This window comes from Paenibacillus sp. FSL R5-192 (genome assembly GCF_000517845.1).
GTDB lineage: Bacteria > Bacillota > Bacilli > Paenibacillales > Paenibacillaceae > Paenibacillus > Paenibacillus amylolyticus.
Genome location: NZ_ASPR01000014.1, coordinates 35,937 through 61,650 on the forward strand (window position 1 = coordinate 35,937; position 25,714 = coordinate 61,650).

Genomic DNA, 25,714 nt, shown 5'->3' on the forward strand with positions numbered 1-25,714 from the left:
TCCGTGAACAAAAGGCAACGATTATATACGGTGCTGGCTGGTGGTGCAGCTGTAATCATGATTGCAGCCGGGCTGCTGTATATAAACAACAGGGGGATTCCTGCCGTAGAAGCCGCAGCTTATCTGGATACGACAACCACAGCCATGCCCGTCACGGAGGACCCGTTGCAGTTCCTTAGCGACTCTTCGCAGGGTGTACCTGGTATGCAACTGGTCGCTGAAGATCAGGGATTGGCCCTGTACTATAACGAGGAGACAACGGAAATTGCAGTACGTGACGCGAAAAGTGGAGAGATCTGGTACAGCAACCCGAAAGAACGGGCTGAGGACGGTCTTGCTTCCGCATATGAAAAAGAAGTGCTGTCGTCCCAGTTAAATGTGTCTTTCCGGGATTCGATGGGCACACTGGAGAACTTTCCGAATTTCAGTTCGAGTATTAGCAACAAACAATTCACAGTGGGTCAGATCGATCAAGGGATTCGGGTCAACTATACACTTGGTGATACATCACTTGGTATTGATGCACTACCGAAGTTGATCAGCAAGCAGCGACTGGAGGAGAAGGTTCTTTCCAAGTTGGACGCTACTGTCGCAAGGTACACATCTGCCCGTTATTATCCAACCAAGAGCAATCCGGATATTCTGGAACGGCTGGATGGACAGATTTCGAAGCAGCTTGTACTGAACAAGATGTTGGGTGCCTTTGAGACGGCGGGTTATACCGCGGACGATCTGGCTTTTGACAATCAGGAGAATGGAGTCGAAGGCGGAGGTGTATCGGATAAGCCTAGCTTCGTCATTTCTGTGGAATATCGACTTGAGCAGGGGGCACTCGTTGTGACCGTGCCTCTGAGCCAAATAGAAGAAAGTGGGCAATACCGCATTCGGAATATTGATTTGCTCGCTTACTTCGGCGCTGCGGATACAAAGGGTGAGGGTTACATGCTCGTACCTGACGGTTCCGGCAGCCTGATCCACCTGAACAACGGGAAAACCCAGGAAGAGCAGTATGTACAGCGCGTGTACGGCGCAGACCCCAATGATAACTCGCTCAGTCGTCCTCAGGTTAGTGAATCCGCGTATATGCCTGTGTTTGGTCTGAAGAACGGGGAGAATGCTTGGTTTGCAGTCATTGAAAAAGGGGACGGCATTGCCAGTATCTCTGCGGATATTGGAGGCAGGCAGAACAGTTACAACCACGTGCATGCGACCTTCTCCCTGCGCGGGGAGGATGAGCTGGAGATGTACACCTCGCAGAAAATGCAGGAGATCCAGCTGCTTAGCGAAGAGCCTTACCGTGGAGATATTCAGGTCCGTTATCATTTCCTTCATGGAGAAGATGCCAGTTACTCGGGTATGGCCCGCCTGTATCAGCAGCAGTTGATCGAGCAGGATGTATTGAAGCCGCTCGCAGAACAGACGGAGTTGCCGTTTTATGTGGATGTGCTTGGTGCAGTGGACAAAAAGGCTTCGTTCCTGAGTGTACCCTATCGGACCACTTTAGCTATGACGACGTACGAACAGGCTACCGAAATGGCGGCGAAATTACAGCAGGATGGTGTGAACCGCGTACAAATGCGGTATCAGGGATGGTTCGGCGGTGGCATCAGTCATCATACGCCAACCCAGGTGAAGTTGGACAGTGAAGTGGGCAGTCGTTCCGAACTGCAGGCGTTGTCCACCAAGCTGGAGCAGTCGGGTGGAGCTCTGTTCCCGGATGTGGCTTTCCAGCACATTTATCACGATGATATGCGCTTTGCTCCTTCCTCGGATGCAGCGCGGTTTGTAACAAAGGAGACAGCAGAATTGTATCCGTACAATCCTGCACTTAATCGCATGGATCAGAGTAGGGACAGCTATTATTTGCTCTCAGCGGCCAAGCTTCCTTATGTAGTGAGTGAGTTTGCTGACAAATTCAATAAATTGGATCTCGGCGGATTATCCCTTCGTGATCTCGGGCAGGTCCTGACTTCCGATTATCGGGATAGTCGGGTGATTCATCGGGAGACGGCGAAGCACATTGTGAAGGAACAGCTGGGACAGCTGGAACAGTCCTATCCGAACTTGATGATATCTGCCGCAAATAGCTACGCTTGGGGAAATGCACAACATGTTGTGAATGTACCCGCAGGATCAAGTCGCTTCAATATTACCGATGAAGAAGTTCCTTTTTATGCGATGGTCATTCATGGATACATGAACTATGCAGCATCTCCGATGAATACGTCGGGGGATCAGAATCTCCGCAAACAATTGTTGCGCAGCCTGGAACTTGGGGCAGCTCCGTATTTTCAATGGACCTATGAACCATCATCCAGGCTGAAACTGACGAATTATGATTCGGCATACGCAACGGAATATGCATATTGGATGGATGACGCCGTTGCCTTGTATAAGCAGGCTAATGAAGTGCTGGGAGATCTGGAGAATGAGCAGATTCTCAAGCATGAACGCATTCAGGATGGCGTGGTCCAGATCACCTATACTGGCGGTACATCCATCCTTGTGAATTACAATGCGGATGCAGTAACCGTGGATGGAACAACGGTTGGCGGGACGGATTATGTGGTGGGGGGAGTGAACCGATGAGAACCATTCGATTATCGCTGAAGTCACGGAGAGCACTGCTTGGACTTGCATTTATATCGCCGTGGCTGATCGGTTTCATCTTCCTCTTTGCCACACCACTTCTGCAATCGATTCGGTTCAGCCTGAGTAACCTGTCTGTTGCTCCGGGCGGATACGTTCTGGAATACGTTGGATTTAAAAATTTTAAGGATGCGCTTCTGGTTGACGCGACGTTCAACCGGATTCTGGTCGACTCGGTTGGAGTGATGCTACTGAATGTGCCGATGATTTTGTTCTTCAGTCTGTTTACGGCCACACTGCTTAACCAGAAGTTCAGAGGCAGAACGATGGCACGTGCAATCTTTTTCCTGCCGGTTATTCTGGCTTCGAGTGCAGTCGCAGCAGCTGAGTCTGCGGGATTAATCAATCTGATGGGGGATGCGAGTGCGGTGGATGCATCAGCCGATGGCGGTGCTTCGTTCAACGTGGTATCCATTGTGCGGATGCTGGCGGATGTGGGATTGCCGATGGCCTATGTGGATTACATCGTTGAAGCCATCATGCGGATCTATGAGATTATTAGCAGCTCTGGCGTCCAGATTCTGATCTTCCTCGCTGCACTGCAATCGGTACCGGGATCGATGTATGAGGTTGCAAAGATCGAAGGGGCGACAGCTTATGAATCATTCTGGAAAATTACATTTCCCATGGTCAGTCCGTTGATTCTGACAAATGTCATCTACACGATCATTGATTCATTTGCCGGGAGTCCAGTCACACAGGCCATCTACCAAACCGCATTCAAAACCCAGAACTTTGGCTTAAGCTCGGCGATGTCCTGGCTGTACACACTGGTGATTGGTCTTGTATTGATCGTAGTGGGCTGGGTATTGTCACGGCGGGTTCACTACAACTGACGGTTAACATTAAGGGAGGCTTCAGATTATGGCTGCATCAGGGACAGATCGCATGGTGGTAGTTCCGAAGCAGAATTATCACATGCATCGGGTGCGAAACAAGACATCGGACCTTCTCTATTCCATATTCAGATATGCACTGGTCATCGGCATTTCATTTATTATTTTGTACCCGTTATTTCTCAAAGTGTCAGTTGCGTTCAAGGATAAACAGGATATCTACAATCCAACGATTTATATGATTCCTCAGCATTTTACGCTGGATAATATCCGGCTTGCGGCGCAAGTGATGGATTACCTGCCTTTGCTCGCGAACACCTTATTGTTCGTTACGATTACAACGCTTCTGACAGCCATGTCCTGTGCGTTTGCCGGCTACGGCTTCGCCCGGTTTTCATTTCCGGGTAGCAATGTGCTCTTTGTGCTGGTGATTCTCACGATTCTGGTACCGACAAGCACACTTATGGTGCCGATGTATCTGCATTTCCGCAGCTTTGACTTTATGGGCATCATCCAGTTGTTCACGGGAAAGAATGGCATCAATCTGTTGAATACGTATTGGCCTTCCATGATTACGGCCGCTACAGCGGGAGGGCTGAAGGCGGGATTGTTCATCTATATTTTCCGTCAGTTCTTCAAGGGAATGCCGAAGGAAATCGAGGAGGCTGCTCTGATTGACGGCGCAGGCGGATTCAAAACGTTTGCCCGAATCATGTTGCCCAATGCAATCTCACCGTTGATTACGGTTATTCTGTTTTCATTTGTCTGGCAGTACAATGATACATTCTATTCGGCATTATTCATGAGTGAAAGTCCACTGATCTCGCTGAAGGTGGCTTCCTTGCCTGCTCAGGCGAACCAATTAATTCCGCAACTGATGGGCTTTGGCTCGAACTCGGGTATCAAGGCTGATCCGAATTACGTGGCCATGATCGTGGACACAGGCATTTTACTGGCGATTGCACCGCTGATTATTTTGTACTTATTCGTGCAGCGTTATTTTGTGGAGAGTATTGAACGTTCTGGTGTTGTGGGTTAAGCCAGTTGCTATATGGATCGCGGCATATTTGTGATCTCATGTTTTTTGTTTAGAGAGAGGGCTAGGGACAGGTAAACCCAATTGGAGGTGTAGAGATGACAGTGCGTGAGATCAGCAGTGTTCCGGTGAATGAAGCAGCGACACCTGAAGCGAGAGAACTAATGACGTTTCTGGTTGAGCGTTATGGAAAAGGGATGTTGTCAGGTCAGCAGGACTACAGCAATCTGAACTGGATTAATGAAAATACAGGCCAGAAGCCAGCTGTGATTGGCTTTGATCTCATGGAATATTCGCCATCAAGAACAGAGCGTGGTGCGGTCTCCCAGGAGATTCGGGATGCGATAGACTGGCACAAACAAGGCGGGATCGTGACGCTATGCTGGCACTGGAACGCACCAACGGATCTGATCGATGAACCAGGTAAAGAGTGGTGGCGGGGGTTCTATACGGATGCGACAACCTATGATATTGCCTCCGCGCTAGCTGATACTGAATCGGAAGCATATCGGTTATTGATTCGGGATATCGATGCGATTGCAGCCCACTTGCAAGAGTTGAAGGATGCGGGTGTACCTGTATTATTCCGACCACTTCATGAAGCGGAGGGTGGCTGGTTCTGGTGGGGAGCGAAAGGTCCTGAACCTGCCAAACAGTTATATCGTTTGTTGTATGATCGATTGGTTCAAGAACATCAGCTGCACAATCTTATCTGGGTTTGGAACTCGGAAAAACCGGAATGGTATCCCGGTGATGATGTCGTGGATATTGTCAGTGTGGATGTATACCCTGAAGCAGGAGATCACAGCCCGTTGGCTGCGCGTTACACCAACCTGAGTGAGCTTGTGAAGGATAGCAAAATCATTGCTCTGGCCGAGAACGGCTCCATCCCGGACCCTAAGTTGATGAAGGAGCAGGATGTACACTGGAGTTGGTTCTGTACCTGGACAGGTGGATTCCTGAGAGACGGGACACATAATGAACTAACGTTTTTGAAGGAATTGTACCATAGCAAAGAGGTCATTACGCTCGATCAGTTACCGAAGTGGAGTTGGCTATAAGAATCCCATGTCCAACTTGAATTGGAATCAATGAAGCGTTAGTATTCGCTGTAAGAATTCATGCGAATACTAACGCTTCATTTGTTGGCAGCGCACATTTGTTAATGGAACCCATCACCCCTGAAACATTAGAAGGTGAACAACCATCTAGTTTGACGGGTGCAACATAGCTTGGATATTGGTATGTAAAGTCACGCTGGAAGTGAATAAAATGTACGATTGATTAACCGTGCGGATGAGAATTCTTTCGCTTGTGCCATTGACTGGACCGATCCGAATGGCGGATGGTTCGCTACCACCGTATGTATCATCCAGGGTGACCGATGTGATATGTGTGATGGGAATTTCAATTTTGGAAAACTGCCACCGGATGACCAGTTGATCTTCTACTTTTTTCACGTTAACACCAAACATAGGATGACCTCCTGTTGTGATTCAAATTATTGAAGTAATCTCGTATGTCCAGTTTATCATATTTTGGATAAAATTACCTTATTAATAATAAAGAGTGACAATTTATATCAACTGATATCAGGGATGGGAACTTGATGTAAAACATACAGGATTAACCATGGTACATATCGAATACAAATAGAGAAATTAGAGAACTTATACTCTAACACAAAGGGTGTGCCACATGACGAATCTATTCGAACATTGTTCAGGTCAAACATTATCTGCCAACCTGAGATGGCTGAACGAGCCAGCAGATTGGTCCATTGAAGACGGCAAAGTAACGATAACCGTTTCGCCAATCAGTGACTTTTTCATTGATCCGGGAGGTGAGCCGGTGAAAGCTTCAGCTCCATTTTTACATACGATAGTCAAGGGAGATTTCAGCATCGTCACTCAAGTACAGGTGGACATGAAAGAACAGTATGACTCCGGGTGCCTGATGGTGAGGGTGGACGATACGAATTGGGCTAAAGTCTGCTTTGAGTATTTTGAAGAACAGCCGTCTATTCTTAGTGTTGTTACTCGTGGTAACTCGGATGATTGTGTATCAGCACCTGTCGAGGTTAGCAAGCCTTATTTACGTGTAGCTCGGGCAGGCAACAGCTTTGCTTTCCATTATTCTCAGGATGGAGAGAAGTGGAAGCTCGTTCGTTATTTCGGACTCGACTGCCCGGAAGAGATCAAAGTTGGCATTGTGGCCCAATCCCCGATTGGACAAGGGACAACGGTTACTTTTACAGACGTACAGCTTCAGCATGGAGTGACCGGAAGTGTTCGCCGGGTAAAATAACAGGGATCAGAAGGTTGTTCTGTCATTTATTTCACCCGAATTAACATTCCGAACAGACCGAGTATAGCAAAGGCCAGAAATGCCGTTGTATTAGAAAACACTTCGATCGTATAACCTGCCATAGATGAGCCAAGAAATTGCCCAACACCCAGCGCGAGAAAGGCAAGGCTAATTCCGATGGACACATTTGGACTGAATAGTCTCGTCGCCCAAACGATAAATACACTGGTCAGGAAAATATACGTGCTGCCAAATATGATCGCAGAGATGAGACTGGCAGTCATTGAAGGCAGAAGGATAACCCCGAGCGAAATAGCCAATAAAAGTATGCCTATTCGGTAGGACCACCCAATCTCGAACCGTTCAATAATGCGACCAGCGCATCCACCGAGTATCCCCATAACCCCCATCACAATCCAGAAAAACACGGCTTCCGAATCGGAGGCCCCTTTCTCGTCTGTGAGGAAGTTCCGGGCAAAGGTCCAGTAGATTGCAGAACTGAAACCTGTCAACAGACAAGCCATGAGCAGAGCAGACCCTGGTCTGGTAGGTTTCATACATGTCCAGAGAGACTTGGTACAAGGCAGTGTCTTGGTTGCCGGAATAACACGTCTGTTCCACAAAAGAACCACAACACCGATTACAGCAAACAGGATGTAGGTTAGACGCCAGTAATCCGTGAACAGCCAGTAGAGTGGACCTGATATTACAATTCCGAAGCTGGTCCCTGTGTTAATCCAGCTATTGCCTGTTGCTTGCAAATCGGGTGCAAGCTCGGCATTAACCGTGTTACCGAGTGCTGGAGAGGCCCAGCCTGTACTCAAACCGGCGAGAAATATACTAAATGTAAGAACCCATGCATTCTGAGCCAGGGCGATGCCGGTTAATCCGAGCACTGCGCTAATCCCTGCCAATTGAATGACATAATGATGTCCCTTGCGATTAATCAACAGTGGTGCAGTTAGAAGGGACAGACAGTAGGCAATATACGTTCCTGAGTTAATTGCACCAGAGGCTGCATCGTTCAATTGTAAGGCTTCCGAAATTTCCGGCATAAACAATCCATAACTGAATCGCCCGAATGCATAACATACAGCGATTAGTGCAATGCCTGGAAAGATAATTTTTTTCATTAAATCCACCGCCTTTTAGATAGAACGATCATTATATTTCTTATTAAATAAAAAAGTGAGTTGAACTACTAACTCACCCGGAATAACATTACTTGAAACTGTTCTGCGTCATATGGATCAGTTCACGGCAGACGTTATTTACATTTTCTGTCTCAGCAAGTGCCGTGGAACCCTCCAGCAGCAGGGAGAATTGCAATAGATCTCGATCACTTGCAGCAGGCGCCAATGTTTGAATTAACGTTCTCATATGTCTTTTGTGCGCATTCACTGTCTGGACGATGATATGATCTGCATGACCTCCGAATTCTTCTTTGGCGCGTAAAAATAAGCACCCTCTTGATTCGTGTTCTTTCAGCCAGGTTGCATGTCCTTCAGCCAGATTGAGGAACATGGGTTGTGCTTTATTGTCTGCATATTGCCTGAGCTGTTCTAAATAACGCTGCTCGCGTCGCAAGAGTACCTGAACAATGAGATCATCCTTGGACTCAAAATGATTATATAACGTCATGATGGCAATCCCGGCATCCGTGATAATCCGCTTCAAGCCGATGGAATGGAAGCCATGAAGGTAGAACAATTCTTCAGCCACGTTTAAAAGCATTTCCTTTTTGCTGCTCATGATCAGTGATACTCTCCCTTCGAAATAAGATAGAACGATCATTATACTTGTAGGCTATAATAATTCGTTGACATTGTCAAATTTTGTGACTTCACTTGCCTTTGGATAGTTCAAAGCCTGGGCAGGGGCGTTATATGAACAAAGTCTTTGCACATTAACCGGACATATGAGAGCACAACATGACAGGTTATTGGGTTGTTTTTCAGTTATATTAGACATCAAGGAGTGATTATTACATGAACTGGATCAACGCATTACAGGTCGCTATTCAATATATGGAAGACCACTTGCTCGAAAATATGACGATGGAGCAGATTGCAGCGCAGGCCCATATCTCTCCTTTTCATTTTCAACGTACCTTTGCCTTATTAACAGATGTTACTGTCGGAGAATACATAAAACGCAGACGGTTGACACTGGCGGCACATGAGCTCCTGCAAAGTGATCACAAAATCATTGATCTGGCATTTAAATACGGTTACGAAACACCGGAATCTTTCTCCAAAGCATTTCGTAGACAACATGGGATCGCACCCAGTGAGGCTCGAAAGAATAGTAACGCTGTCCAATCGTATAATCGTCTGGTGATTCAAGTGAGTCTAAAAGGAGCAGAGCCGATGAAATATAAAATTGTTGAACATCCTGAATTTACGTTGGTCGGAGTAGAGCAAACTTTCTCATATGCAGATGGAGGACATCTGCAAGGCATCGGGAAGATGTGGCAGGAAGCGTGGACGAGCGGTACAGAGGATCGTTTATTTGAACTGAACAACAGGGATATTCCAGGTTTACTCGGTGTCGTTGTGGATCAGAGCGAAATTCAGGAGAAACAGATGCAATACTGGATTGCTACGACTTACGATGGTGAAGTACCGGAAGGATTATCAAGTTTCACCATGCCTGCTTCCAAATGGAGTGTATTTGAGGTAGAAGGCCCGATGCCGGAAAGTATGCAGCTTCTATGGAAACGGATTATTTCGGAATGGTTCCCATCCAACCCTTATGAACACGCATATATGCCGGAGCTGGAAGTGTACCCGGGGCCCAATCAACCGCCACAAATCTGGATACCGATTAAATAATAAATTTTAACCGTTTCAAACTCGATCATTGTAGCCCATAAACATTCGGATATCCGAAGCTGTTTATGGGTTATTTGGTTGTGATTAATCAGAGATTCGAAGTTGTACAGAGGATGTTCAAGCGTTGTTCATTTTATTGCAGATAGGTAAACATGATATATTGGAACGAAGGTTAACATCAATAAGAGGACAACGAGGTAAACCGCAGGAGGCAGATATGTTATATGAGAACCTATTCATTCAGACGATCATCAAACACGAGCAATTAATGTGTGACCTGCGGAGAGTTCGTAGTCTCCATTTGCCTCAAAGTTACATAGGTGCAGGATATATTCGTAATTATTGAATAATAAGTGATTTGCGGAATAGCGGGTACAAGAAGGAGTGTCTACGGATTTGATAAAAAAGTTCTTACAAAAATATGGACTGATCATTGATCTTGTCCTGTTGGCATGTTTTGTGGCGTTCCTGGCCTTCTGGGGCCAAAGATTCCCAGTCATGTTTTTCGGAATGATCACGGTGGCTTTTATCGTTCTAAGACGGATTGACTATCAGAAGCATGTTATTCTGAAGCGGATTATCCTTACCGGAATTAGCGTGGTTGCCGTCTCTTTTGTCATTATTGAAGCACTCGTATTCACACAGCTTGGTGCGAATGATCCGGAAGAAGCGGACTATGTCATTATTCTGGGTTCAGGCATCCGTGGAACGGAATTGTCATTGACCTTGAAGCAAAGGTTGGATGCCAGTCTGGACTACATTCGCAGTCACCCTCAGACACCCGTCATTGTATCGGGTGGGCAGGGACCTGGGGAATCGATCCCCGAAGCGCTCGCCATGAAAAACTATCTGATTGAACAGGGGATTAACCCTTCCCAAGTCATTATGGAAGATCGCTCCACAAGCACACAGGAGAATTTGGCCTTTTCCAAAAAAATCATTCTTGAATCCGGGTTAGAGCACCCTGAGATCATGATTGTTACAAGTGACTATCATATGTTTCGCTCCAAGTATATCGCTGCCAAGAACGGTTATGCGGCAGAATATGGCATATCGGCCCCGTCACCGGGTTATTTGAAACCCGTCAACATGATCCGTGAATATTTTGCTACGATCAAAACATTTCTCTAATGCACATGACAGAAAAACGGAAACAGGACGAAGCGGAGATCTATGATCTATGCTTCGTCCTGTTTCCATATAAGGATGGCTATTGCTCCTTAACGATAGGTTATTTTTCTGAAGGAGCAGGTACAGTTACTGAAACCTTATCCCCAGGGAGAGCTACCATTTCAGGAGATTCACCCGTAAAAGGAACAGTGGCTGATTCTACAACTTTAGCCTCAGAAGGTTCAGTAGTAGATGGAACAGTAGTAGAAGGTACAGTAACAGACGGAACTGGCACAGCTTCGGAAACTTCATCCTCAGGGAGAGCCACGATCTCAGGAGTTTCGGAAGTAGAAGGAGCAGTTACAGCTTCGGAAATTCCAACCTTGTTGGGAGAAGTTACGATTTCAGAAGATCCACCCGTAGAAGGAACAGTCACAGCTTCAGAAGCCTCAGCCTCCACTTTAACTGTGTGGTTTGATGCCCATACGGCGGTGGACGTACTTACACCTGTAATAAGCAGGAGAGCTCCCATACTTAACATCCAATGTTTCTTTTTCAGTTTCTTTACATTAAACATAATCATCAATCTCCTTTTTAATTGTTTGCCTTCACCCGATAGGGACGAACAAAATTGAGCAGGCATTTTCTTGGTTCCCGCCATCACATTTAAAATTGTCTCACCATATCGTCTTCGTTCTTCGTGGGACATCTCTTTCACCACATCTTCATCACAGGCCAACTCGCTCCAGGTATGAATGTCCCGGCGAATGATATGAATCAGGGGATTGAACCAGTGCAGGGCACTAACCCCCAAGGTCAAAGCTTTGACCCACAGATCTTTATGTTTTAGATGTACCAACTCATGATGAATTACCATGCTGATGTCCATTTTCACCGTATTTTCGGGTGGCAGATATATCGTTGGTTTAAACAAGCCAACCAGTATAGGGCTTCGTACTAGCGTGCTGTGAGCAAGCGTGATATTACGTTTGAGACCCAAAGCCTCTTTGATTATTGGTAGCTGTATAGCTGCTTCACTATGACAGAGGACTGGGGTACGTGTACGAGATAATTCATTCAGAAATCTTCGATAACAGTACGCCTGCCATGCAGAAAAACCAATGACTCCAATGCCCCATACGCATAACAAGAACCAGGCTGTGGTTACCGAAATGGTTTGTTCGGGGATAAATGTTCCTGCAACTACACCCGAAGCTGCTGCATTCTCCGTGCCCGGTATAGTTGATGTCGTTTGGAATGCAATATCCAAAAGCCATGAAAGGCCAAGAGATACCGGGAACAGATAAAACAAGAGAGCAAGTTTACCGAGTCTGTAGAGCCACTTGGTCGGAAAAACAGATACGGGTATAAGTCGTAGTGCCAAAATACAAACAGAAACGATACTTCCCGCCACGGTCAGGCTGTACAGAATTTCAAAAAAGATGTTCATCATCTGCACCTACTTTTCCGAAAGCCATTTTTTCAATTCTGAAATGTCATCGTCTGAAAGCTTGTCGCCGTCATACATGGCCGAAACCAAATTCTTGACTGAACCTTGATAGAGTCCATCAAGAACGTGCTGCGTTTCCTGTAGTTTGTAATCTTCGGGCTTTAGAAGAGGCTCATAATCATTGGTTCGTCCACGTCTCGTGACGGTAAGTGCGCCTTTATCCACCAACCGTGACAGAAAGGTAGACATGGTCTGCGCTTTCCACGCTTTCCCCTTCTCTGCAAATATGTCTAATAGTTCTGTCGAGGTGACTGGTGGGGCGCATGACCATATAACAACCATTAACTCCATTTCTGTTTCGGATAATTTTTGAATCTGGTTCACAGTGAACACTCCTTAACATCGTTATGCGTCCATAACGATCGAATTACTACACTACGTAGTACGTATAAACTACTACAACTCGTAGTGGATAGTCAAGTTATCCTGATAGATGATTGCCAAACCATGTTATAATATAGGTCATTAATAGAAGAACGATGTAGGAGTGAATGATCATTACAGCATATCAATTACCTGCTCTCTATGAGCAGAAGCGAGTTTCAACGCACGAGATGGAAGAGATTGTACGCCTGTTGGCCCAGACACCGCTATTATACGATGATGGACAGAGCATTCAGGTTCAGGACTATCTGGGAGGCTTGGAGGTCGAACTTGAGCATGAGGTACGTCGTGCAGTGACCGAGTTGTATGAACTGGCTGTTCAGGCCTGCCGCGCCTTCGCAGATCCATTGGCGTACGAGCAATTTCAGGATGCACTTGGGTTACAGGCTGAGTTGTGGCAGGAGGAAGTGCTTACTCTTGCAAATTGGATGGATTGGTTGAAGCAGATCAGCGAAGGAAAGAGAACACTGCCAGAGTACAACTTCACAGCGATGCTAGGGAACTTGCCGGACGGATTCATGATCCATGATTTTTATGATGAGCTCCGATATCAGCTGGAACAAAACCCTGCAAACGCATGGGCTATCGAAGAGCGGGATCGCATGTACGCAGCCTTGGGTGCGAATTAAATCAAACCAACGGGTCACCGGCGGTGTTAATCTAATATCTGCATTTTGCATGCATAGAAACATTCCAATCTATATCTTGCGAATTCTTTACCCAGTATGGGAAATGAGGGGATACCGTGAAGAAGGTTGTATTAGCTGGTGGAACGGGATTTGTCGGACAGGATTTTGCCCAAAGGTTCAGAAAGCTGGGGTATGAGGTGTTAATTATCTCGCGTCAGCCCGGTCATATTGCCTGGGAGGATCGTGCAGGAATTATAGGGGCACTGGAAGAAGCAGAAATGTTGATTAACCTGGCAGGTAAATCGGTGAACTGCCGTTATACAGAGGAGAATCGCAAAGTCATTCTGGAATCCAGAACCCGTACAACGCGCATTCTCGGGGAAGCCGTCCTGGCTTGTAATCATCCTCCCGAACTATGGATTAATTCGAGTACAGCGACCATATACAGACATGCTGAAGATCGTCCCATGACGGAAAAAGAGGGCGAGATTGGCTCCGGATTCTCGGTCGACGTTGCCAAGGCATGGGAACAGGCTTTCTTTGAATTCAGTCTGCCGTCTACGCGTCAGATTGCACTGCGGATTGCGATTGTGCTGGGTGAGGGTGGCGTGATGGTGCCCATGACAAACCTCGTCCGTTTTGGACTGGGAGGATCTCAAGGTGCAGGAACGCAGCAGTTCAGCTGGATTCATATCGAGGATCTGTTCCGCATGGTGATCTATCTGCAAGAGCATCCACACTTGAATGGTGTGTTCAATGCGTCCTCTCCGCATCCGGTGACGAATCGGGAGCTAATGGCGCGTCTGAGAGAACAGATGGGTGTGCGGATTGGACTGCCTTCTCCTCGCTGGATGCTTGAACTGGGCGCACGTTTTATTCAGACCGAGACGGAATTGGTTCTCAAAAGTCGTTGGGTGATTCCCGAGCGAATGGAGAGGGAAGGATTCACGTTCACATACGGTACACTAGATGCTGCTCTTGCCGAGATTTTGAATAAGAAGAAATAACACTTCATAACAAAAGAAAATACAACAGGAAGGGCAGAGGCATCTGCCCTTTTGTTATATATGTTCAACTAAACATTTACACGATAACGGAGAGGACAGAAATAACTTGAAGAAGCGAAGCGTTCGCCTAAAAGCTTTCTGAAAGAAAGCTGCACCGGAAGCATATGCTTATCCCCGGATTTTCCCTTTTAAGAAGGGAATCAAAAAAATCTGGGGATAACAGCGATCGGAAAGTTGTTCTGTCATCGCAGTGTCTGTGTAAATACTAATTAGCTGAACTTATAGAGGTTTTTCAAAAAGTCCGCTTTTGATTACGAAGGATGCCTATCGGCATCATCAGCATCGAATATGGAATTCAGCCGAAATAAGCTGGAGGCTTACGAAGTATGTTTCCTTTGGAAACATTGTGGTTGCTCACGTAGTTTGCCTACGCTCCGCTACTCCATTTCTAGCTTCATCCCATCTTCTCGGTACTGAAAACCGGTCTTTTTGAATACGAACTTATATATCAGTCAGATGAACAGAAAGAGGTTGGGGAAATGCAACTTAGAAGAGTAAGGATCGCGGGAACAGGGAAGTACCTACCTGAACAGGAAGTCACCGATGAGGAACTGGATCGCCGCTTGGACGTGCCTGCGGGCTGGGTTAGCAAAGCTACAGGCGTAGGTGTACGTCATTATGCTTCGGGTGAAGAAACCTCCTCTTTCATGGGCGCACGGGCTGCGGAAGCTGCACTGGCGGATGCAGGATTACAATTTAGTGATATCGACTGTCTGGTGTGTACCAGTGGCACGAAGGAACAACCGTTGCCAAGTACGGCGGTATTTATCCAGCAGGCCATGGGGCAGCAAGATTCGGGCGTACCTGCCTTTGATATGGATGCAACCTGCCTAAGTTTCCTGAACGGACTGGATGTGATTTCCTATATGGTAGATGCTGGACGTTACCAGCGAGTACTGCTCGTAGCCACTGAGATTGCCTCAGCCGGACTGAATTGGTCGGATAAAGAAAGTGCGGCCCTGTTCGGAGATGGAGCGGCCGCTGTTATTATTGAGCGTTCGCCTGAAGGGTCATCTTCTCAGATTGTACATGCTTCCCTTCAAACCTACAGCCGAGGTGCTCGCTTCTCGGAGATTGCAGGTGGAGGTACACGGCTGCATGCTTCGAATTATAAGGCGGATCAGCCTGAACCCTACCTTTTTCATATGGATGGACAGGCGATCTTCCGCATGGCTTCCAGACTTTTGCCTGGCTTCATTGGTGATATGCTGCAGGCGACCGGGAATCGAATGGAGGATTTCCAATTGGTCATTCCCCATCAGGGAAGTGCGATGGCGATGAGACTGATTCGCAAGAAGCTTGGCATTGCTGAAGATCGGTTTATGGACATCACACGAAATCACGGCAATACGATTGCGGCATCGATCCCGATGGGTCTGCATGAAGCGATTAAACAACAGCGTATTCAGCGTGGAGATCGGGTGTTGATGATTGGCACGGCTGCCGGATTATCATTGGGAGGACTCATTTTTGACTACTAGATCTGGGGAAACCAGACATCGTACAGCTGCTTCTCTCCGTGTGTTGCTTACAGGCGGAAGGGCTCCCGTAACGCTGGATCTGGCACGCATGCTTCATCGGGCAGGCCATCGGGTCTATGTTGCGGAGAGTGCCGCACGGCATCTGACCAGATCATCTCGTGCAGTGGAACAGTGTGCTGTGGTTCCATCGCCACGTCATAACACACGTGCTTATCTGGCAGAGCTGGAACGGTTGGCACAGGATTGGCAGATCGACCTGTTGATTCCGATGTGTGAAGAAGTCTTTTATGTTGCTCAAGGGGCAGACAGACTGCGTGTATATTGCCGTGTTCTGGTTACAACCTTGGAGCAGCTGCATGAGTTGCACCATAAATATGAATTTATCCAGCTTGCAGGGTCATTCGGTCTTTCGGTTCCAGATACACGTCTGATCCACAGTCGGCAGGAATGGATGGAAGCCCAGTCTGTTATAGAAAAAGTAGGAGATTGGGTGTGGAAACCGGTGTATTCCCGCTTTGCATCCAAAGTTCGCATGCCAACACTCATGACCGATGACGTTGGGGCAGGGAGGGATAAGCAAGGAAACGTAAGCGAAAAGAAACGTCGACATTTCCGTAACGACCCTCCGGACGACGCGGAATTATCCTCTATTTCACCTTGGGTTGCACAGGCCTACATTCCTGGTCAGATGTTATGTACATACAGCATAGCGCATGAAGGGCAACTGGTTGCACATGCCACTTACGACAGTCGCTATCGTACAGGAAGCGTGGGAGCCAGTGTTTTTTTTGAACAGGTGGAACATGAAGGTGCCCTTGCGTGGGTTAGACAATTTCTTGAGGCAACGGGTTTTAGTGGACAGATTGGGTTTGATTTTATAGAAGGTCAGGACAGGCGAGTGTACGCGATTGAGTGTAATCCGAGGGCAACAAGTGGGATTCATCTGTTTCACCCCGGAGATGACTTGGTGCGTGCACTAACTGAACCGGAGACGTTGGTAAAAGAAAGAAAAATGATCACGCCCGCACGGGGCAGCAAAGCCATGCTCATGCTCCCCATGCTGGGAAGCGGAGTACAGCAGATCTTTGGCAAAGGGAAACTCCGTGCATGGATAGCTGCGTGGCGTGGAACCAGGGATGTGGTCTATGTAGGGCAGGATATCCAGCCTGTATTTGAACAATTCGGAGTGGTGCTAGCTGCATGGCGTCTGGCAAGATCACAGAAGTGCTCGCTGACTGAAGCTTTGACTCATGACATAGAATGGAACGGTGAACAACAATGAATAGAGCATTGGTTACAGGAGCTACGGGATGTCTGGGAAGGCACCTCGCGATGCGGCTTGCCAAAGAGGGATGGGAAGTCACTGGCATGGGCCGACAGCCAAAGGTTGGTGCAGAACTTGAGTTGGCAGGAATCCGATTCTTGAGTGGAGATATACGGGATGAGGCTGCAGTAAACGAAGCGTGTGCGGGGCAGGATATGGTCTTTCACTGTGCAGCTCTATCATCGCCATGGGGCAGATATCGTGACTTTTATAGCAGTAATGTAGAAGGCACACAAAACCTCATTGATGGCTGCCTGCATAATGAGGTGCAGCGATTCATACATGTCTCAACTCCGAGTATATATTTTAACTACAACCCGCGGTATAACGTACATGAGAATGATCCGTTGCCATTTAAACCAGCCAATCATTATGCAGCCACGAAGCTTCTCGCTGAGCAGGTTGTAATGGAGGGGCATGCGAAGGGACTTCCATCGATCATGATTCGACCGCGAGCCATCTTTGGTCCGTATGATCAGACGTTATTTCCCAGAATTGTCGCAGCAAACGCAAAATCAGGCGTGCCCATGATCGGTGGTGGACAGGCGTTAATCGATCTGACATGTGTGGATAATGTGGTGGATGCCTTGTTGTTGTGCCGCGATGTCGATGCAGAAGCGCTCGGAAGAGCTTACAATATCTCCAATGGCGATCCGAGAGCGTTCAGTGAGTTGGTGAGCAGCCTGTTTGGCATGCTGGATATGCCCTTGCGTCGTCGAAACATTCCTTATCGGATGGCATATGGTGTGGCAGCGTTGCTGGAGCGAGTTCATGGCTATATTCCTGCGTTGGGTGAACCTGCATTAACACGGTATACAGTCGGCTCCTTATCCATCCCACAGACGTTGGATATTACGGATGCACGGGAGCAATTGGGATACATCCCTCGGGTGTCCATTGAAGAGGGATTGCAACAATTTGCAGACTGGTGGAGGGCTGAATCATGCTGACAACAACTCCGGTGAAACTATATTTGGGTGCGGCGGGTTACTGTACACATCCAGAGTTTCTGACGCTGCGTGGTGGTCGATTGAGTCCAGTACATTTCCCGGCAGGATTTGCCTGCATCATTCATCCCGTACATGGACCGATCCTGTTGGATACGGGATATAGTTCCCGCTTTTTTGAGGAAACGGCTCATTTGCCTAATGCAATGTATCGTCATATTACACCAGTGGTCTATCGTGAAGAGGATAGTGCCGTTCATTTTTTGGCTCGAATTGGACTGAAAGCTTCGGATATTCGGTATATCATCCTCTCGCATTTTCACGGCGATCATATCGCGGGTGTACGAGATTTCCCAGAGGCACAATTCATTTATCTGCCAAGGGCCTATGATGCTGTGCGCTCACTTGGTCCGATTGCGGCTGTAAAAGCAGGTTTTCTTGCGGGGCTGTTGCCCGAAGATTTTATAGTCAGATCATTGCCAGTTACGTGTGAGCCTGAGCGATGGATAAGAGCGGGGGAAGCTTTCCCTTTTGATGAGGTCTACGACATCTTTGGTGATGGCAGTCTGCTTGGGGTGGATGTATCCGGTCATGCAGAAGGCATGATGGGACTCCTGTTGCGCACAGAAGAACATGACTATTTTCTCTGTGCGGACGCGGTATGGTCGAGTCGGGCTTTTCGTGAACAGCGCAGACCGAATATTCTTGCTGGAATCATTATGTCGAATCGACAGGAATACCATCGTAACTTTGACAAGCTGGTTCAGCTGCATCAGCAATCTCCCCACATTCGGATTGTGCCGAGTCATTGTCGAGATGTACTGGACGCTTGGGGTGCAGGAGGGCTGAAACGATGAGTAATACCTTTCGTATTGTGGTTCATTATGCACTCGCACGTGGGCTGCGAACATGGAAAACACGAGAACAACTTGAGCGCTGGCAAGAGCGCCGGATTATTCGGCATGTTCATCAGATCCGTGCCCGATCTCCGTTTTACCGGAAGTGGTGGGGTGGCGTGGACGCAACCGACTGGAGAAGCTTTCCGTTGATTGACAAATCAACCATGATGGAATATTTTGATACACTGAACACGGTGGGTATTACCAAGGACAAAGCGCTGGCTCTTGCAGGTGAAAGTGAAGAAACACGTGACTTCAAACCTTCCATTCAAGGTGTGACGGTTGGACTGTCTTCGGGCACGTCAGGGAACCGGGGGATATTTTTGGTGAGTGATCGGGAGCAGGATGCGTGGACGGGTACGGTGTTGGCCAAGTTGCTGCCTGGTGGACTGTGGAAACCTGCGAAGATTGCGTTTTTCCTGCGGGCCAACAGTAATCTGTATGAATCGGTGCAACGTGGAAAATTGCAGTTTCAGTACTTTGATCTGCTGGAACGTGTGGAGACCTTGGTCAATCGGCTGGAAACCTACCAACCTACCGTATGGGTGGCTCCTCCATCCATGCTGCGTCTGTTGGCGGATGCCTATGTGGCAGGCCAGCTGACTGCTGTACCGGATAAAATCATCTCTGTTGCCGAGGTGTTGGACCCCCTGGATCGCAAGGTGTTGGAGCAAGTCTTCGGACAGACCGTTCATCAAGTCTATCAGTGTACAGAAGGGTTCCTGGGTGCGACCTGTCGCTATGGCACACTGCATTTGAACGAAGATATCGTGCATATTGAAAAAGAGTTCATTGATCCCGGCACCCGGCGGTTCGTGCCCATTATTACGGACTTCTCCAGAACATCACAGCCGATCATCCGGTATCGGTTGAATGATATTCTGACCGAGGCGGCGCTGCCATGTGCCTGTGGTTCCCCGTTTACCGCCATTGAGCGGATTGAAGGCCGCTGTGATGACACGCTTTATTTTTCAAACATGCATACGGGTGAGGCGGTACCGGTCTTTCCGGATTTCGTCACTCGTTCAGTCATTGCGGCTTCGCCGGATATTGAACATTATCGTGTGGTGCAGCAAGGGGACGGAACAATGGAGGTATCCCTTCGACTTGGCGGGAACGCAGTGATGGCTCAGGTTGAGACCAATGTACTGCTGGAACTGATGAAGCTGGGAGAGCGGCTTGAATGCACCTTACCTGAGATCAGATTTGTACCGTATACGTTTGAACCGGGACTTACGAAGTTGCGCAGGGTGGAGAGACGGCATAATGGAGTGGCGGATTAAGCAGTAGGGGCCGTGCGGTATAGGTAGGAACGGGAAGTAAGTAATTTACCGAGGAAAGAAGGACACACCGTGACAGTAGAGGAAAACTTAACAGAAGCCGGAGAGGGACGGATTAATGCAGGTTCTGATGTAGTGAAAAAGACGAAGGAAGGAATTAACGCTCCGGTGGCCTTAATTACGGGTACATCCAGTGGTTTCGGTATGCTTACCGCGATCACCCTTGCCAAGCAGGGATACCTTGTTGTTGCTACAATGCGTGATCTGAGTCGAAGAGAAGAGTTGGTTAAACTGGCTGAACAGGCGGGGATAACCGAACGTTTGCAATATGTGCAACTGGACGTGACCGATACTGAATCGGTGCAGAAAGCTGTGGGGAACGTACTTCTTAATAATGGCCGAATCGACATGCTGGTGAACAATGCAGGATTTGCGGTGGGCGGGTTCATTGAGGAAGTATCGATGGAGGATTGGCGGCGACAAATGGAAACGAATCTATTTGGATTAATCGCCGTGACACGTGCGGTCCTGCCTGTGATGCGTGAACAGAAGCAGGGGTTAATTATAAATTTGTCCAGCGTCAGTGGGTTGTCTGGATTTCCGGGGTATGCTCCCTATGCTGCCTCCAAATTCGCTGTGGAAGGATTTACGGAAAGTTTGCGGCATGAGATGTCTTCGTTTGGTGTTCGGGTGGTATTAGTTGAGCCTGGCTCTTATCGCACACCGATCTGGAATAAAGGTTTGGGTGAGATTCATCGGAGCGAGGACTCTCCGTATAAACATAAGCTGGACGCGGTTCTTCGTTATTCCCAACATGCGAGCGAGACAGCACCTGATCCACAGGAGGTAGCCGATTTGATTGGCCGAATTGCACGGATGCGTGCACCAAGACTTCGATATGCGCTCGGAAAAGATTCGCGTGTGCTCATCATAGGTAAAGCACTGCTACCCTGGAAGTGGCTGGAGTGGATCATCGCCCGTGGTTTAAAATAGAGATTAGGCAGGAACCAAAATTGTACAGTTTGCGAATGGGAGGGGTTAGCCATATTCGAATTCATCGTCATTATTTTACTTCTTGTGATTGTGGGTCTGCTCTTTCATATCAATAGCAAGCTGCCAGCGCGTGACCGGGTGAAGGAAGCAATGGAACGGGATCGGAATCAGAAACATAATCAGGATGCTCCAAATTAAAACGCGGAGGTTACCAATGAAAATTGCATTCGTTTTGTTTGATGGACTGACTTTCCTTGATTTTGCAGGGTTTTATGATGTGATCAATCGGTTGAATTTCTTTGAACCTACCAAAGGAACGACGTGGGAAACCTGTGCCATGACAGATCAGGTCACGGATGAGTCTGGTCTAACGTTGAAGGTGGATCGAGTGAAGCCTGACCTATCGGAATATGATCTCGTGTTTATCCCCGGAGGCATGGGAACGCGCAAGCTTCGATATGACGAGGCCTTTGTAGGTTGGCTGAAACAGGCTGAGTCTGTGCCTTTGAAGGTTTCGGTGTGCACAGGCTCTCTGCTGCTGGGTGCAGCTGGTTTTTTATCCGGCAAAAAAGCAACAACACATCCCCGTGCATATAATTTGCTTGAGCCGTATGTCACCGAGGTGATTCAGAAGCGGATTGTAAAAGATGGAAATGTAATTACTGCCGGTGGTGTGGCCACGTCCATTGACCTTGGGATTTATGTTGTTGGGTTGCTTGCAGGACAGGAAGCGGCAGCGAATGTAAAACTTCAGATCGATTATCCTTATGAGATGCAGGGAGTGGTCGAAGAATGAATGCAGATCAAAAGCAAGAGACCTATATCATTCGCAATATTCAGCGGGATGAAGCAGACACCTACTGGCCTTTTCGATTAGAAGCATTGAAAACACATCCTGAAGCCTTTGGGGCTTCGTTTGAATTGTCGATTCAGATCCCCATAAATGAAGTACAGGAACGCATACATAATGAGCCCGATGATTATATTCTGGGAGCATACACAGAAGAAGGAACCTTGGCGGGAATGATGGGTTTCAAAAGAGAGTATGGCCTAAAGCTCAGGCACAAAGGCATGATCTGGGGCGTCTATGTTGCTCCGCCATATCGGGGAAGTGGGCTGGCTTCGCTCTTGCTCCGCGAGGTGCTGGATCGTGGAAGACATCTGGAAGGCATCAAGCAGATTAATCTGAGTGTAGTTACAACGAATGAGTCAGCCAGACGTTTATACGAGCGATATGGATTTGAAGTCTACGGCATCGAGCGTAACGCATTGGAAGTCAACGGTCAGGGATATGATGAGGCGCATATGAATTACTTTTATGCTGAGCACTCAACATTGGATGAAAATATCACCACAGGAGGAGTCCGATGACAGATCATGTTGAACTTGGTATCGACGGTGTTTCCTTTGTTTTAAAAGAGTCTCATTCTTTCGATTGGTTACAGCCATTGGGTACGGTCTTTCGCGTATTCGATCAGCAGGATTCAGGGAATATCTCCTTCGGTATTGTGCAAAAGGATGGAAAGCGATTGTTCGTTAAATATGCGGGAGCACATACAATTCATGCGAATCATACGGGAAGTCCCCCGGAAGCCATTCTTAATCTGAAATCATCTGTTTCCGTTTACGAAGATTTGGCGCATGACACGTTGATTCGACTAACGGATCATTTTGCAACGGATGAGGGGTATGCCTGTGTATTCGATTGGGTGGATGGGGAGTGTTTGCATTCCCACTGGTATTTTCCGCCTCCGGCCAAATATGAAGATCCGCGTTCGCCCTACTATCGGTTCAGACAGCTTCCTGTTGAGACACGCATTCGGGCAATGGAGCAGATTCTGAATTTTCATATCGAGGTGGAACGAAGAGGTTATGTGGCTGTTGATTTGTATGATGGCAGTCTGATCTATGATTTTGACAGAAACTTTATGAAAATTTGTGATATCGACTTTTATCGGAAGGGCTCTTTTACCAATACCATGGGGCGCATGTGGGGATCTTCCCGCTTTATGTCCCCTGAGGAATTTGAGCTAGGCGCACCCATAGATGTGGTTACCAATGTATTCAACATGGGGGCAATGGCGTTTGGTTTGCTTGGCGGGGAGAAGGATCGTTCCTATGAGAGATGGGATGCCGGAGAAGCATTGTATCAGGTTGTGATACGTGCAGTGAGCGATGATCGGTCCGAGCGGTACGCATCGATTGCGGAACTTGCTGAGGCCTGGAAACAAGCTACGATTTAAGGTCAATGAGTGAGTGGTGTAATTTTCGCAAATATGCAAAATCCATTCGTATATGTGTGTGAAATCCCGTATAATGGAAATTATTAAGGGGGTGCAGATGATGTGCAGATATGCCTTGTCAGGACCATATAAAGACATCTATGCATGTTTCATTTGTCGCAAATCATTTAAACAAGTTTCCAGACATGACCTGAGCCCTGAGGTGGTGGCACAACTTGAATATAGATGCCCGCAATGTGCCACATCTATGGTCAGCATGGGACAGGATTTCCAGGCGCCCAAGCAAAATGATACCAAACAATGGACCAAAGTGATGATGCTGTATCGTCATGGTTTTACCTATCATAATTGCGGGTGCGGGGCTGGATATCGCCCGGCTGATTTACGTGAATTATCCGATTTTCTGGAGCAGCAAGAAGCTGGTAAAGGCAGTGAAGGCAAACGATTATTGCAAAGGTTAACTTCTTAGTTATGGTTCCAAAATCCAACCTGTCGTCTATGGAAATGTTGAAAATACAGGTGAGCACGTTGTATACAATCAATGAGCAGCAGCGTCTAATAAGCATTAACGAGCCAGGTGGTGGGCAAGCTCCAGCCATTTTTATCGGCATGACTTCTACTGGTTCACTGATCTATTACCATGAGCAGTTACCGCCGAATCTAATCGATGAGTTGGGTAAGGATAGCGAGCTTCCATTGGATATTCCGAAACTGATTCGCAAGGTGGAAACCTTTGAGCCAGTTAACCGTGTGTGGATGGGACCCGCCTATGCTTTTCCTGAGTCATCTAACAAATGGAATCAGAAGGTTCAGTTGATTGGTCAGGAGCAGCGTTATTTGCTGGCAGAGCATTTCCCCGAATTAACACACCACTTGCATGAAAAATGGCCTGTTGCCGCTTATGTTATTGGGGATTCTGCTGTGGCAGTGTGCTGCTCCGCAAGGCTCTCCGATCATGGGACGGAAGCGAGTTTGTATACGGCACCCGGTTATAGAGGACATGGATATGCAGCGGAGACAGTAAAGTGCTGGCAGTATTATGTCAAGGAGCGTGGACGCATGCCAATCTACAGTACATCTTGGGATAATCTTGCTTCACAGCAAGTTGCCCGTAAACTCGGATTAATTCAGTTCGGTGTGGATTTCAGTATCACAACTGTGGATTTGAGGAAGGACTGTGATGTCTGATGATTCGCACTTTCGTACAAAAGGATCTGCAGTATGTCATTGAAGCACATATCCGAATCTATCGAAACGAGTATAATTATGATCATAGCTTTGCTGAATTTATCACCCATGCGGTGAATTCGTTTGGAATTAAAGGCAATCATTCGAGGGAGATGTTATGGATTGTTGAGTTAGATCATACAGCTTCCGGCTCCATAGGACTTACTCAGGTGAATGAAAATACGGCTCAACTTCGCTGGTTTCTGATCGAACCGGAAGCACGTGGTGCAGGATGGGGCGTGAAGCTTATCGAACAGGCCATTCTTTTTGCAAAAGAAAAGGACTACACATCCGGTGATCCTGTGGACCAATGAGTCTTTGATCAGCGCGCGTAGATTATATCAATCTGTGGGCTTTGAAGTGAAGGAAGTCCGCAAGCAGATGTTGTCAGGTCAGGAGCTTACCGAAGAACAATGGGAACTTGTTCTGTAGTTGGCCGGGGGCTTGAGCATGAAAGCTGAATCTGTTGAGTTAACTCTTTGTTGAAAGGAGTGGTACAGTGAATCGCAGAAGACTGAACCTGGGTTTGTTATCCGTATGCACAGCATTGACGGTAGCAGCATGTTCGACTCGGACAGAAGACCAAGCATTATCAGCAACCATTGAAAGCAAGTTGCAGCAGATGGTTAGCGACCCTGTCCTCCTGACCAGTAGCAATCCGAATGATTATATTGCTGGTAACCGGGAGGCTTACGACGACATCTTGAATACGGGGGAGGCAGGACTGCCTTTCCTGCTACAGCAGCTCGAATCCAGTCCGGACAATGGTCTCAAGGAATGGATCATGGCTCAGGCAAGTACTGAAATGCTCGGAGAGCTTAACCCTGTAGAGGCGTGGCATAGTGGCAAGGACTGGCTCAAACAGTATAAAATGAGCGTAGAATAATGGCTCATCATCCATAGTGTGTGATGAGCCGGAAGTACAAACCTCACCTCCAGTCAGCATGAGCAGCATTGA

The 25,714-nt window shown here is 47.5% G+C and carries 27 protein-coding genes; 22 read left to right on the plus strand and 5 right to left on the minus strand.

The window, feature by feature from the left end; genetic code table 11:
- Positions 1 to 3 precede the first annotated feature (3 nt).
- The 4 genes from C161_RS08585 (at position 4) to C161_RS08600 (ending at position 5,582) form a co-directional block, all read left to right on the plus strand.
- Positions 4 to 2,589 carry a DUF5696 domain-containing protein gene (locus tag C161_RS08585; RefSeq protein WP_036669658.1) on the plus strand — a complete coding sequence of 862 codons (2,586 nt, stop codon included), beginning with the start codon at positions 4 to 6 and terminating at the stop codon, positions 2,587 to 2,589.
- A complete protein-coding gene (locus C161_RS08590) occupies positions 2,586 to 3,485 on the plus strand; it encodes a carbohydrate ABC transporter permease (protein ID WP_036669661.1) in 900 nt (299 codons plus the stop codon). The genes C161_RS08585 and C161_RS08590 overlap by 4 nt, the downstream gene beginning before the upstream one ends.
- 28 nt (positions 3,486 to 3,513) lie before the next feature.
- Entirely contained in the window at positions 3,514 to 4,524 is a 1,011-nt protein-coding gene (locus C161_RS08595; protein ID WP_084650108.1) for a carbohydrate ABC transporter permease, read from the plus strand.
- 95 nt (positions 4,525 to 4,619) lie between these two features.
- Positions 4,620 to 5,582, plus strand: coding sequence for a glycosyl hydrolase (locus C161_RS08600; RefSeq protein ID WP_051449662.1), 963 nt, complete (start codon positions 4,620 to 4,622; stop codon positions 5,580 to 5,582).
- A gap of 147 nt (positions 5,583 to 5,729) precedes the next feature.
- Here the strand turns inward: C161_RS08600 and C161_RS08605 are convergent, their stop codons facing one another.
- A complete protein-coding gene (locus tag C161_RS08605; protein ID WP_017689713.1) occupies positions 5,730 to 5,996 on the minus strand; it encodes a SunI/YnzG family protein in 267 nt (88 codons plus the stop codon).
- 223 nt (positions 5,997 to 6,219) lie between these two features.
- Between C161_RS08605 and C161_RS08610 the strand changes: the two genes are divergently transcribed.
- Positions 6,220 to 6,828 (plus strand): DUF1349 domain-containing protein, encoded by a 609-nt coding sequence (locus C161_RS08610; RefSeq protein ID WP_036669663.1) that lies wholly within the window; start codon positions 6,220 to 6,222, stop codon positions 6,826 to 6,828.
- A gap of 26 nt (positions 6,829 to 6,854) precedes the next feature.
- Here the strand turns inward: C161_RS08610 and C161_RS08615 are convergent, their stop codons facing one another.
- Positions 6,855 to 7,961 carry an MFS transporter gene (locus C161_RS08615; protein WP_036669665.1) on the minus strand — a complete coding sequence of 369 codons (1,107 nt, stop codon included), beginning with the start codon at positions 7,959 to 7,961 and terminating at the stop codon, positions 6,855 to 6,857.
- 88 nt (positions 7,962 to 8,049) lie between these two features.
- Positions 8,050 to 8,580: a TetR/AcrR family transcriptional regulator gene (locus tag C161_RS08620; protein WP_036669668.1), complete on the minus strand. Its 531-nt coding sequence runs from the start codon at positions 8,578 to 8,580 to the stop codon at positions 8,050 to 8,052.
- A 236-nt stretch (positions 8,581 to 8,816) separates the two neighbouring features.
- Between C161_RS08620 and C161_RS08625 the strand changes: the two genes are divergently transcribed.
- Entirely contained in the window at positions 8,817 to 9,662 is an 846-nt protein-coding gene (locus C161_RS08625) for an AraC family transcriptional regulator (protein WP_036669670.1), read from the plus strand.
- Positions 9,663 to 10,058: 396 nt separating this feature from the next.
- Positions 10,059 to 10,793, plus strand: a complete 735-nt coding sequence (locus C161_RS08630; RefSeq protein ID WP_051449663.1) for a YdcF family protein — start codon at positions 10,059 to 10,061, stop codon at positions 10,791 to 10,793.
- Between the two features lie 100 nt (positions 10,794 to 10,893).
- On the opposite strand, the gene C161_RS08635 is transcribed toward C161_RS08630, so the two are convergent.
- Complete coding sequence (locus C161_RS08635) at positions 10,894 to 12,225, minus strand: M56 family metallopeptidase (RefSeq protein WP_235193770.1); 1,332 nt, start codon at positions 12,223 to 12,225, stop codon at positions 10,894 to 10,896.
- A 6-nt stretch (positions 12,226 to 12,231) separates the two neighbouring features.
- Positions 12,232 to 12,606, minus strand: a complete 375-nt coding sequence (locus C161_RS08640; protein WP_017689706.1) for a BlaI/MecI/CopY family transcriptional regulator — start codon at positions 12,604 to 12,606, stop codon at positions 12,232 to 12,234.
- Positions 12,607 to 12,773: 167 nt separating this feature from the next.
- Here C161_RS08640 and C161_RS08645 point away from each other — a divergent pair, with 167 nt between their 5' ends.
- The 15 genes from C161_RS08645 to C161_RS08715 all read left to right on the plus strand — a co-directional run bounded on the left by C161_RS08645 (position 12,774) and on the right by C161_RS08715 (position 25,642).
- Entirely contained in the window at positions 12,774 to 13,295 is a 522-nt protein-coding gene (locus C161_RS08645; RefSeq protein WP_036669676.1) for a hypothetical protein, read from the plus strand.
- Positions 13,296 to 13,411: 116 nt separating this feature from the next.
- A complete protein-coding gene (locus C161_RS08650) occupies positions 13,412 to 14,302 on the plus strand; it encodes a TIGR01777 family oxidoreductase (RefSeq protein WP_036669679.1) in 891 nt (296 codons plus the stop codon).
- 539 nt (positions 14,303 to 14,841) lie between these two features.
- On the plus strand, positions 14,842 to 15,843 hold the full coding sequence (locus tag C161_RS08655; protein WP_036669682.1) for a beta-ketoacyl-ACP synthase III: 1,002 nt from the start codon (positions 14,842 to 14,844) through the stop codon (positions 15,841 to 15,843).
- The gene (locus C161_RS08660; RefSeq protein ID WP_051449665.1) at positions 15,833 to 17,125 is read left to right on the plus strand and encodes a hypothetical protein; all 1,293 of its coding nucleotides are present in this window, start codon (positions 15,833 to 15,835) and stop codon (positions 17,123 to 17,125) included. Before C161_RS08655 ends, C161_RS08660 begins: the two co-directional genes overlap by 11 nt.
- Positions 17,122 to 18,117, plus strand: a complete 996-nt coding sequence (locus C161_RS08665) for an NAD-dependent epimerase/dehydratase family protein (RefSeq protein WP_036669683.1) — start codon at positions 17,122 to 17,124, stop codon at positions 18,115 to 18,117. Before C161_RS08660 ends, C161_RS08665 begins: the two co-directional genes overlap by 4 nt.
- Complete coding sequence (locus C161_RS08670; protein ID WP_036669685.1) at positions 18,111 to 18,971, plus strand: MBL fold metallo-hydrolase; 861 nt, start codon at positions 18,111 to 18,113, stop codon at positions 18,969 to 18,971. Before C161_RS08665 ends, C161_RS08670 begins: the two co-directional genes overlap by 7 nt.
- Positions 18,968 to 20,296: a F390 synthetase-related protein gene (locus tag C161_RS08675; RefSeq protein WP_036669688.1), complete on the plus strand. Its 1,329-nt coding sequence runs from the start codon at positions 18,968 to 18,970 to the stop codon at positions 20,294 to 20,296. The genes C161_RS08670 and C161_RS08675 overlap by 4 nt, the downstream gene beginning before the upstream one ends.
- 69 nt (positions 20,297 to 20,365) lie before the next feature.
- Entirely contained in the window at positions 20,366 to 21,286 is a 921-nt protein-coding gene (locus C161_RS08680) for an SDR family oxidoreductase (RefSeq protein ID WP_235193771.1), read from the plus strand.
- 214 nt (positions 21,287 to 21,500) lie between these two features.
- Positions 21,501 to 22,082, plus strand: a complete 582-nt coding sequence (locus tag C161_RS08685; protein WP_036669691.1) for a DJ-1/PfpI family protein — start codon at positions 21,501 to 21,503, stop codon at positions 22,080 to 22,082.
- Positions 22,079 to 22,657 (plus strand): GNAT family N-acetyltransferase, encoded by a 579-nt coding sequence (locus C161_RS08690; protein ID WP_036669692.1) that lies wholly within the window; start codon positions 22,079 to 22,081, stop codon positions 22,655 to 22,657. Before C161_RS08685 ends, C161_RS08690 begins: the two co-directional genes overlap by 4 nt.
- A complete protein-coding gene (locus C161_RS08695) occupies positions 22,654 to 23,529 on the plus strand; it encodes a serine/threonine-protein kinase (protein WP_036669694.1) in 876 nt (291 codons plus the stop codon). The genes C161_RS08690 and C161_RS08695 overlap by 4 nt, the downstream gene beginning before the upstream one ends.
- 97 nt (positions 23,530 to 23,626) lie before the next feature.
- A complete protein-coding gene (locus C161_RS08700) occupies positions 23,627 to 23,998 on the plus strand; it encodes a hypothetical protein (RefSeq protein ID WP_327196775.1) in 372 nt (123 codons plus the stop codon).
- A 29-nt stretch (positions 23,999 to 24,027) separates the two neighbouring features.
- Positions 24,028 to 24,717 (plus strand): GNAT family N-acetyltransferase, encoded by a 690-nt coding sequence (locus tag C161_RS08705; protein WP_235193772.1) that lies wholly within the window; start codon positions 24,028 to 24,030, stop codon positions 24,715 to 24,717.
- Entirely contained in the window at positions 24,717 to 25,070 is a 354-nt protein-coding gene (locus C161_RS08710) for a GNAT family N-acetyltransferase (protein WP_036669703.1), read from the plus strand. The genes C161_RS08705 and C161_RS08710 overlap by 1 nt, the downstream gene beginning before the upstream one ends.
- Positions 25,071 to 25,255: 185 nt before the next feature.
- Positions 25,256 to 25,642: a hypothetical protein gene (locus C161_RS08715; RefSeq protein ID WP_051449666.1), complete on the plus strand. Its 387-nt coding sequence runs from the start codon at positions 25,256 to 25,258 to the stop codon at positions 25,640 to 25,642.
- The last annotated feature ends 72 nt before the right edge of the window (positions 25,643 to 25,714 follow it).